This is a genomic window from Algoriphagus sp. 10J20-15 (genome assembly GCF_055809615.1).
In genome coordinates, this window is sequence record NZ_JBVVUG010000036.1 from 76,333 (window position 1) to 85,724 (window position 9,392).

At 40.3% G+C, this 9,392-nt stretch carries 9 protein-coding genes and 2 pseudogenes; 5 read left to right on the plus strand and 6 right to left on the minus strand.

From position 1 onward, the window contains the following. Positions 1–132: 132 nt before the first annotated feature. The 4 genes and pseudogenes from AC0L6R_RS15850 to AC0L6R_RS15865 form a co-directional block, all read right to left on the minus strand. A complete protein-coding gene (locus AC0L6R_RS15850; RefSeq protein ID WP_473272072.1) occupies positions 133–480 on the minus strand; it encodes a hypothetical protein in 348 nt (115 codons plus the stop codon). 5 nt (positions 481–485) lie between these two features. Beyond that, positions 486–1,691 carry a BaiN/RdsA family NAD(P)/FAD-dependent oxidoreductase gene (locus tag AC0L6R_RS15855; protein ID WP_473272073.1) on the minus strand — a complete coding sequence of 402 codons (1,206 nt, stop codon included), beginning with the start codon at positions 1,689–1,691 and terminating at the stop codon, positions 486–488. Positions 1,692–1,728: 37 nt separating this feature from the next. Beyond that, positions 1,729–3,269: pseudogene (locus tag AC0L6R_RS15860) on the minus strand (helicase HerA-like domain-containing protein). A gap of 268 nt (positions 3,270–3,537) precedes the next feature. Beyond that, positions 3,538–3,945 carry a DUF4332 domain-containing protein gene (locus AC0L6R_RS15865; protein ID WP_283413420.1) on the minus strand — a complete coding sequence of 136 codons (408 nt, stop codon included), beginning with the start codon at positions 3,943–3,945 and terminating at the stop codon, positions 3,538–3,540. Between the two features lie 336 nt (positions 3,946–4,281). Between AC0L6R_RS15865 and AC0L6R_RS15870 the strand changes: the two genes are divergently transcribed. After that, positions 4,282–4,881 carry a molecular chaperone DnaJ gene (locus AC0L6R_RS15870; protein WP_473272075.1) on the plus strand — a complete coding sequence of 200 codons (600 nt, stop codon included), beginning with the start codon at positions 4,282–4,284 and terminating at the stop codon, positions 4,879–4,881. Positions 4,882–5,148: 267 nt separating this feature from the next. Here AC0L6R_RS15870 and AC0L6R_RS15875 read toward each other — a convergent pair whose 3' ends face one another. Both AC0L6R_RS15875 and AC0L6R_RS15880 read right to left on the minus strand, forming a co-directional pair. Then, on the minus strand, positions 5,149–5,751 hold the full coding sequence (locus AC0L6R_RS15875) for a tetratricopeptide repeat protein (protein WP_283413422.1): 603 nt from the start codon (positions 5,749–5,751) through the stop codon (positions 5,149–5,151). A gap of 10 nt (positions 5,752–5,761) precedes the next feature. Beyond that, positions 5,762–6,578 (minus strand): annotated as a pseudogene (locus AC0L6R_RS15880) (2,3,4,5-tetrahydropyridine-2,6-dicarboxylate N-succinyltransferase). A 150-nt stretch (positions 6,579–6,728) separates the two neighbouring features. Here AC0L6R_RS15880 and AC0L6R_RS15885 point away from each other — a divergent pair. From AC0L6R_RS15885 to AC0L6R_RS15900, 4 genes are all read left to right on the plus strand, one after another. After that, positions 6,729–7,337: a hypothetical protein gene (locus AC0L6R_RS15885; protein ID WP_473272077.1), complete on the plus strand. Its 609-nt coding sequence runs from the start codon at positions 6,729–6,731 to the stop codon at positions 7,335–7,337. A gap of 52 nt (positions 7,338–7,389) precedes the next feature. Then, positions 7,390–7,722 (plus strand): hypothetical protein, encoded by a 333-nt coding sequence (locus tag AC0L6R_RS15890; RefSeq protein WP_473272078.1) that lies wholly within the window; start codon positions 7,390–7,392, stop codon positions 7,720–7,722. Positions 7,723–8,036: 314 nt separating this feature from the next. Further along, complete coding sequence (locus AC0L6R_RS15895; RefSeq protein WP_473272080.1) at positions 8,037–8,699, plus strand: metal-dependent transcriptional regulator; 663 nt, start codon at positions 8,037–8,039, stop codon at positions 8,697–8,699. After that, positions 8,696–9,313 carry a metal ABC transporter solute-binding protein, Zn/Mn family gene (locus AC0L6R_RS15900; protein WP_473272081.1) on the plus strand — a complete coding sequence of 206 codons (618 nt, stop codon included), beginning with the start codon at positions 8,696–8,698 and terminating at the stop codon, positions 9,311–9,313. The genes AC0L6R_RS15895 and AC0L6R_RS15900 overlap by 4 nt, the downstream gene beginning before the upstream one ends. Positions 9,314–9,392: the final 79 nt, after the last annotated feature.

Below are 9,392 nucleotides of genomic sequence, written 5' to 3' on the forward strand. Positions count from 1 at the left end.
TTTCTACCAGCCGGAAAGGTGGCAAAAGCAAAGTTAGATTTATTAAAATAAGCATTGAAACCACTTCAGCCTATCCCGCCACTGCGGGTAATCACCAAAGATATTTCAGGTCTTCCTAGTTCAATGTGTAGATTAAGTCAATTCAAAGACTCGCTTAATTGCTGTTTCTAGTTTGCTTTGCAAATTCTCGTAGTGAATTGCAAATTCAGGGCATTCAAAACCTTGATTTTCAATTATTTCCTTACCATTCTGAAGTTCTTCTGTAATATGAAATAATTCAAACATAGCTAAGGTAGGCTTCAATTTGTGTCTGATTTGCTGAAGTTTAACCTCATTTTTTTCGATTGAACCTTCAGCATACACCTCCTTAAGTTCCAAAAGGCCTTTATGGATAGCAAAAGTCAATTCTTTTTTGAACTCTGAGTCACCATCTGCCATCTCACTGATTAGCTGATCGAGTTCGGGATATATCTGTTCCATATGCATTATTTGGATGAAGCAGTGCCAGCAAGAAACCCCGTGGACCAAGCAGCTTGGAAATTAAAGCCACCAGTAATTCCATCGATATTCAGGACTTCCCCGGCAAAGTAAAGGTTTGGGTGATATTTACTTTCCAAGGTCTCCGGGTTCACTTCGTTTAGGGCAATTCCCCCGGCAGTTACAAATTCTTCTTTAAAGGTAGTTTTACCTTCGACTTTCAAAGTATAGCAAAATAAATTCTGTACCAACTTATTGATTTGCTTTTTCGATAATGAGCCATATAATTGTCCATTTTCTATGCCTGCAAGCTTCGTAAAATGCTCCCAAAGTCTTCCAGGAATATCAAAAAGTGAGTTACTCTCTACCTTTCGATTAGGATGCGCCAGCATATAGCTTTTGATTTGCGTACTATACTGCTCCTCACCCAACTCTCCATTCCAATTAATCAAAGCCGTTGCGTTATAGTTTTGATCTTTCAGCCATTGAGCTCCAAAAGCAGATAATTTCAAAACCGCAGGTCCACTTACACCCCAATGGGTGACAAGAACAGGCCCACGGTAATTCAGTTTGGTGCCTTCGATTTTGACTATTCCATCTGCAACCGACAACCCCATTAGCTCCCTGATAGGCTCCTTTGGGGTGTTAAAAGTAAAAAGTGAAGGAATAGGGTCTAAAATACTGTGATTAAGCTTATTGAGAAAGGAATAACTAGCCACTTTGGGATGTCCACCCGTAGCTATAATTACCTTGTCAAATACAAATGAACCACTTTCTGTCTCAAGTTTAAAGTGATTATCAATGGGGTTGACTGACAAGACACCGCAGGATCGCAGGATGGTAATTTTAAGCTTTTGAGCTTCTTTGAGAAGGGCATCTATCACGGATTGAGAAGAATCTGAAATGGGAAACATACGCCCGTCCCCTTCAATTTTCAAAGAAACTCCTCTACTTTCAAACCAATCGATTGTGTCTTCTGACTTAAATTTTGAAAATACCTTTTTTAAAAATTTCTCTCCTCTAGGATAATTCTTAACCAATTTAGAGATCTCCATTGGCCGGTGAGTGACGTTGCACCTTCCACCACCTGATACTTTCACCTTAGACAAAAGCTTGGGAGACTTTTCGAAAATTGTAATATCCCGATCTGCACCACTTGCATGGATAGCTGCAAAAAAACCTGCGGCTCCCCCACCAATTACTCCTATTTTCAAAATATATAAACTATTGAAATACAAATTCTTATCACGACTACCTTTTTCTAGAGAATGAACCTAAAATCCCCCTTGTTAATTCTCTGAAAATTGTTCTTCCCAACTGTCTTACCATGGTGTTTTTGCTCAATTCCTCAAATAAAGAGGCTTCTTCTACCGTTCTTTTAGTAGTCCTAGTAGAGGGTTTTGGTCCAGGTAATTCAGCTTTCTTCTGAGCTTCCTCCAACTCGGTCATTTTCTTTTCCAATAACTCAAAAGCACTTTCCCGGTCAATATCCTGATTGTACTTATAAATCAATCCGGAATTTTCCACCACTGCATCTATTTCTTCTTCATTCAGAATATCCATCCTCGTAATCGGAGCTCTAACCAGCGTATGGGCAAGCGGAGTTGGAATACCTTTTTCATTCAATGCCGTAATCAATGCCTCCCCAATTCCCATAGCGGTCAAGACTTCTGAAGTCTCGTAATAAGGAGAATCAGGGTAATTTTCGGCTGTTTTAGTAATCGCCTTTCGATCTTTCGCAGTGAAAGCTCTTAAGGCATGTTGGACTTTTAAGCCCAATTGACCCAGAATACTGTCTGGGACATCGGTGGGAGTTTGAGTACAGAAATACACTCCTACACCTTTTGACCTGATCAGTTTGACAATTGCTTCTATTTTCTCCAGAAGGTCATTGGAAGCATTGGAAAACACTAAATGAGCCTCGTCTATAAACAGACAAAGCTTAGGCTGATCAGCGTCTCCTTGCTCTGGAAAAGTCTCATAGATCTCTGATAGCAAACTTAACATAAAGGTCGAAAAGAGCTTTGGTCTACTTTGAATATCAGTCAATCTGATCACCGAGATCACTCCTTTTCCATCCTTCTTCCTCAAAAAGTCCTCAACTTCGAATGATTTTTCGCCAAAGAAACGTTCTGCACCTTGCTGCTCCAACTCAATGATTTTACGCATTATCGTGTTTACTGAAGCTGAAGAAACCTGGCCGTATTCTTTTTGAATAGCTTCTTTGCCCTCATTGGTGATAAATTGAAGAACCCGCTTCAAATCTTTTAGATCTAGCAGTGGCAAATGATTAACATCACAATACCTGAAAATAAGGGAGATTACACCTTGCTGAGTATCGTTAAGCTCAAGAATTTGAGCGATCAAAACAGGACCAAATTCAGAAACTGTTGCTTTCAATCGAACACCCTTCTCATCTGAAATAGACATTAACTCAATCGGCAAGCCCATAGGTTCGTAATCCACACCTATCACCTCAGACCTATTTTTAATGAAATCATTAGCAGTCCCAGGCTGCGAGCTAGGCCGGATAAATCGCCTTTCAAATCCATCAAAACAGATGGGACGCCTTTTAAGGCCAACTGCTCTGCGATTACCTGCAAGGTTTTCGTCTTACCTGTGCCTGTAGCACCTGCGATTAGACCATGCCTATTCATAGTCTTCAAGGCAACCTTTATTTGTGCCCCATTAACTGGGACGCCGTCTAAAACTCCGGTACCAAGGATTATTGAGTCCTTCTTGTATTTTTGACCTTCGGCCAAATGGGTGATGAATTCTTCTGTTTTACTCATGCGCATTGTGATTAAAAATCCAAACTACAAAAAAAACCTTGATGCCATAGGCAAAAAGGTTTTTCATAAAAATGGTATTCAAATAGTATGATTATCCGCAAAGATGCCAGTCACCTTAGATTCTTTGCATAGCTGCTCGGATGACCGATGACCGAAAACTCCCGCACTGGCGGGAAAGGATGAAGCGGCTCAGCTCTTAAGGTTGACATAAGCTTTTTTGCTTTTGACTCCATACTGGCACAACAGCGGATATACTTAATAAATATTATTAATGAGTAACCATTGGCTCAAGTGCTTTTGCTTGCTCAATAAAGTCTGCAACTTTAGAGGCAGCAGGAACAGCCCGGGTCAATCCCTTTTCTTCTTGAGTTTTAACTAAAGCAGCATGAAGATTCTCGGCATTTCTTGTTCTTAGCTCTTTTACAGTATCTACACCAGCAGCTTTCAGCAGTTCTGCGAATTGACTCGCAACACCATTGATTCTAAAAAGATCGGCCATATTTACCCAAACCAGAATCTTGCTCTCATCAAGACCTGAAGCCTCGGCAATTGCTTTTCTTCCAGATTTAGAGGCACCTTTTTCTAGCAAACCTTCTACAGTAGACACTCCAGCTGCAGCAAGTTTCTCTTTCATTACAGGTCCTATACTTTCGATCATTGTTATCGGTTTTCCCATTTCCTTGATTTTTAGGGTTAAAGTTTATGACTGAAAATTCTAAAGTTGAGTTCATCGTATTAGAATTTCAACCATACAAAGAATTTGATCCTAAAATAAAGACAAATTTTAACTTCTAAAATCCATTTTGCAGATTATGGAGAAATTTCCCCTTTTGGAAACATTAACTTTACCTTGAAGAAACTTCTACCTTTATTGCTTCTTTAGAAAAACAATATCCCTGTGAGCTTTAAATTTCACCTCCCACTACTTCTTCTTGGTTTCATCTTTAGCCTGACTTACAGTCAGCCTTTATTAGGGCAAATAGGACCTAATCTGGGACAAACTGATCATTGGATGAAAAGCGCAAAGGCTGCGATTGAAAGAAGTGATTATGAAACTGCTAATTCAATATTTAGAAATCTAATAGATTCGGGTCAGCCCCTTCCTGAAGAAATGCCCTATCTATTTGCCGAAACGCTTTTTCAGTTAAAGCAATATGACAACTCAGCCAACTTTCTAAATAAGTATTTGGAGTTGACCGGATTTACAGGTGACTATTATAAAGGAGCCCAGGAACTACAGCAGCGATTGGATGGCCCATTAAAGGAAATAAACGAATGCCAGCTGTGTGACCGAAGAGGCTATCGCTATAAGACTTGTTTCACTTGCGAAGGTAAGCGGCAAATCGAACAGGATTGTAATTATTGTAAAGCTAAAGGGGTAGTAGGATGCAGCAGATGCAATGGCTCAGGGATGATCACCAAAGTAAATATCTTTAAAATTGTGGAGTATTTCGAGTGCGAAAGATGTGCAGGAAAAGGTAGGCTTACCTGCCCAGTCTGCGAGGGAAGTCTGAAGGAAGTTAGCTCTTGCAGAACCTGTAGTGGAAGTGGAAAGTTAAGCTCAGAAGAGCTTTGTGATCATGTGGCTGAAGAAGCGCACGATCATAAATAGGAAATACTATGGACTAGCTAATGGTTATCATCAGCTGTATTCAGTGATCAATTGGCAGCTGCATTTCTGAAAATTAGAAGACCATTACATATCCAGCTTATAGAAAAGAAGAATTAATCTAAGCCCTGACCTCTAAGATTTACTCAGTGTCCTCATCGCATCGAAAAATCACATAAAAAAAACCGGCCTAGGCCGGTTTTTCTATTTTTGTATATATATCCGCCTTTCTACCAATATGGTGATTGGCATCATTACGGAGAATAATAATTACTTACAATACTTTGCGTAAGCTTCTTCAGCGCCAGGATATTCTAAGGCTCTGGCGAGTTGAAAGTCTTCACAGGAAGCCCCTACTTTTTTCATCGCGATTTTGAGTAACCCTCTGTTATAATATGCCTGACCAAAATCCTTATCCACTGCAATAGCATTTCCATAAGCTTTCAAGGCTTCATCAGGTTTACCTAACTGGTGCAGCGCTCTGGCTTTCATAAATGAGGCCATTGCTGGTGCACCTGGTATTTCAGCCGCTTGATCGGAATAGAGTAAAGCATTTGTGTAATTTTTCTGATTGTAGTGCACATTTGCTAGGCTTAGAAGAACCTGGAAATTATTAGGTTCTACCTCTAATGCCTTCTCGAAATCAGCTTTAGCCTCTTCAAAATTACCCTGCTCCTCATTCGCTCTACCTCTATTGTATAGCATGCGAACATCGTTCGGTTTGAATTTTAAATCTTCAGTATATTCATTTGCTGCTTTTGCATATTCACCTTTATTAAAATACACATCACCAGAACTTGTCTTCTTTTCCGAACAAGACCAAAGAGAAACTGAAATAAAAAGAGCTATAATCGCTCGTGTACTCGTTTTCATTATAATTGCTTTATACTACTACACTATTATCTCGTAGCGCATCATTAAGTGATGTTTTTAGATCAGTGGAGGCTTTTCTTTGGCCAATGATCAACGCGCAAGGAACTTGGAAAGTACCTGCATTGAAGTTTTTAGAGATTGAGCCTGGAATCACGACAGAACGCTCAGGAACATATCCCTTATATTCTACAGGCTCAGCCCCGGTCACATCAATGATCTTTGAACTTGCTGTCAAAGTTACTCCGGCACCGATAACAGCCTCCTTACCGATTCTAACACCTTCTACGATAATAGCTCTGGAACCAATAAATGCTCCATCTTCGATAATTACAGGTGCTGCTTGAATAGGTTCCAAAACCCCTCCAATACCTACTCCACCACTTAAATGAACATTTTTGCCGATCTGCGCACAAGATCCTACTGTAGCCCAAGTGTCGAACCATCGTGCCACCCTCAACATATGCTCCGATATTAACATAACTTGGCATCATCACTACTCCTGAAGCTAAAAATGCTCCATAACGGGCCACTGCATGAGGAACTACTCTTACGCCTTTCTCTGCGTAGTTAGTTTTCAGAGCCATTTTATCATGGAATTCAAAAGGACCTACTTCAATAGTCTCCATTTTCTGTATAGGGAAATAGAGAATTACAGCCTTCTTCACCCAATCGTTAACCTTCCAGTTTCCGTCATCTGTAGGTTCAGCTACCCGCAGAATACCAGCATCCAAATCAGCGATTACAGCTCTTATAGCTTGTTGTGTTGTCTCTTCTTTCAATAATTCCCGGTTGTCCCAGGCCTTCTCAATGATTGCTTTCAGTTCCATTATTTTGGTTAGTTTCGTTTAATGAGTGAAAAGTCAGCTTCTAAAATCCCAGTCTTGATCGCGTCAAGCCTTAAGCCCGCCAAAGATACAAGAGCTTATGGAAAGCTTGGCCTTTCATTGCGAGAAACAGGGGCTTACAGCTTAAATTTTATGGGATTTTCACAAATTCCACAGGAATATTGCGAAGGTGAAAACTTTTATTCTTCAGTTTCAAAAGGAAACCCAATCTGGGGAAGACTCTCCGCACAAGGGAGATTTGTAAGATTATTGGTGAAAGTTCGTCCCAAAATCCTGATTTGTTGTACCTACGAATACCTTCCAATTGCTGCATTTTTCAAACCCTTTTTTGGCTATAAACTAGTCTATGATGTACAGGAAAACTACGTCAAAAACTTGCAGCTAAATCCAAAATTAAGCCCTGCCAAGAGGACTAGATTAGGTAAAATTATCCAGCGAATGGAATCTGGAAGAGCCGTGGATTTATATCTTTTTGCAGAAAAATGCTACGCCGACGAGATGCCTGATAAGACTCCATTTGTAGTGTTAGAAAATAAATATGCTGGAAAAATAAGTCATGTAAATCCAAAAAGATTTGAGAAAAAATCAGGTTACAATTTTCTAATTTCCGGAACGCTGACTCCTGCTTTTGGGACACTTAATGCAGTGAATTGGTTTAAGGAAATCATCAAAGAATTTCCAGATTCCTCACTCAAAATAATTGGCCATTGTACGCTTTCAAACTTCGAAAAAAGAGCTTGAAAAAGCATGTGAAAACACCTCCCAAATCCAGCTAAAACACTCCAGTTTCCCTGTGCCGCATGAGGAAATTATCGCTGAATATTCTACAGCAGATTTTGCGATTTTACCCTATCAAAATAGAGAAGCTATCAAGGATAAAATCCCCACAAAATTATTCGAATCTGCGGCGCTGGGAGTACCGGTTTTGATTGGAGGAAACCCAATTTGGTTAGACTTTTTAGCACCATTTTCCGGAGGGTTCCCCATAGACTTTTTCGACTTATCACACTCTACTCAGCAATTCAAAGCAGCACTCAATCAGGAATATTTCACTCAAAGTCCTGCTGAATCTATCCTGTGGAAATCTCAACATTCAGATTTCATCTCAGCAATAGCCTCCCTTTAAGTTCTAAACAGGATGTGGATTACTATCCACACTTATCCACCTACACCCTATTTTCTACACTCATTTCCGCAGAATGGAAACTGGGATATTTTTGACTTTTCGTAGGATTAGTCTAGATAAACGAATTATCAATTTACTTATTATCAATATTTTAACACGATATTAAATACTGCCTAATCTTATTTTTAGCCAAGGCTAAAACCCTAAACACAATTGAAAATGGGTTATCCACACCTGATTTAGCCACTATTGAATATATTTTTAGCTATATCTAAAATAATTTTTATATTTGTCATGGCACTAATTGTAACAACATGGTCTTAACCACAGCTGAGGAGAATTACCTGAAAGCGATCTACCACCTATCGGACGGTGGAACCAAAAGCGTATCCACCAACGACGTGGCAGCAGAGATGAAAACCAAGCCGGCATCAGTCTCTGATATGCTAAGGAAGCTTGGAGATAAAGAGGTGATAGAATACCGGAAGTATTATGGAGTAAACATCACTGAAGAAGGTAAAAAAAGAGCGCTTACCACGATCAGAAAACATAGACTCTGGGAAGTGTTTTTGGTGGATAAATTACAGTTCGCTTGGGACGAAGTTCACGAGGTAGCAGAGGAGCTAGAGCACATTCAATCCCCCCTACTGATTCAGCGTCTGGACGAATTTCTGAACTACCCAAAATTCGACCCGCATGGCGATCCCATTCCTGATGAATTTGGTGATGTAAAAGCTAGACCGAGATTAGCATTGAATGAAATGGAAATTGATTCTTCAGGTCAAATCGTAGCAGTCAAAGACAGCTCTGCAGCCTTCTTAAAATACCTAGATAAAGTAGGCGCTTACATCGGTGCGAGAATCAAGATTTTGGATAAAGTAGAGTTTGATGGATCTATGGAAATTCTCGTGGATCAGAAAAAAACGCTCTTTATGTCTAAGGATGTCGCAGCAAATATTCTGGCAATTCAATCATGAGAAACTACCTACTCATACTGACTTTCTCCCTACTCTCCTTTGGATGCAAATTCGAAAACAAAGAAGAGAGATTGAAGCCACAAATCGTAGCGACAACAAGTATCCTTGCTGACGGAATTAGAAATATCGTAGGAGAAAACGCGGACGTAGTTTCTCTTATGCCGGCAGGTGTGGATCCACATTTATACAAGGCCTCTGTCCGGGATTTGGATTTACTTCAGAATGCAGATCTAGTCATTTACCACGGCCTTTTTCTGGAAGGAAAAATGACGGAGATGTTTGAGAAACTTGCCTTCAGCCAAAACCTGATAAACGTCTCTGAAGAGATTCCTCAGGACTTACTTTTAAGATCAGGTCCTGAAGCTCACTCCGTAGATCCTCACATCTGGTTTGACGTGTCACTTTGGTCTTTGGCACTGGAGCACGGCGCGAAAGAAATTATCAAATGGCAGCCAGAGTGGAAATCAGTAGTCAACAAAAACACAGAAGACTACCTTGCCCAATTAGCTTCCTTGCATCAGGACAACCTTACCAAGGTGGCGCAGCTTCGCCAAGCCAATCAAGCGCTTATCACTGCCCACGATGCCCTTCTCTTATTTTGGAAGAGCTTATGACTTGGAGGTTTTGGGACTTCAGGGTCTTTCTACTTTGAGTGAACCTGGACTTAGAGATCTGACAGGCCCTGGCAAGTTT

Excerpts from the sequence above, each read along its gene's own strand:
- AC0L6R_RS15850 (WP_473272072.1), bottom strand. The coding sequence starts at position 480 with ATGGAACAGATATATCCCGAACTCGATCAGCTAATCAGTGAGATGGCA.
- AC0L6R_RS15865 (WP_283413420.1), bottom strand. The coding sequence starts at position 3,945 with ATGGGAAAACCGATAACAATGATCGAAAGTATAGGACCTGTAATGAAA.
- AC0L6R_RS15870 (WP_473272075.1), top strand. The coding sequence starts at position 4,282 with ATGAAAAGCGCAAAGGCTGCGATTGAAAGAAGTGATTATGAAACTGCT.
- AC0L6R_RS15875 (WP_283413422.1), bottom strand. The coding sequence starts at position 5,751 with ATGAAAACGAGTACACGAGCGATTATAGCTCTTTTTATTTCAGTTTCT.
- AC0L6R_RS15885 (WP_473272077.1), top strand. The coding sequence starts at position 6,729 with ATGGGATTTTCACAAATTCCACAGGAATATTGCGAAGGTGAAAACTTT.
- AC0L6R_RS15895 (WP_473272080.1), top strand. The coding sequence starts at position 8,037 with ATGGTCTTAACCACAGCTGAGGAGAATTACCTGAAAGCGATCTACCAC.
- AC0L6R_RS15900 (WP_473272081.1), top strand. The coding sequence starts at position 8,696 with ATGAGAAACTACCTACTCATACTGACTTTCTCCCTACTCTCCTTTGGA.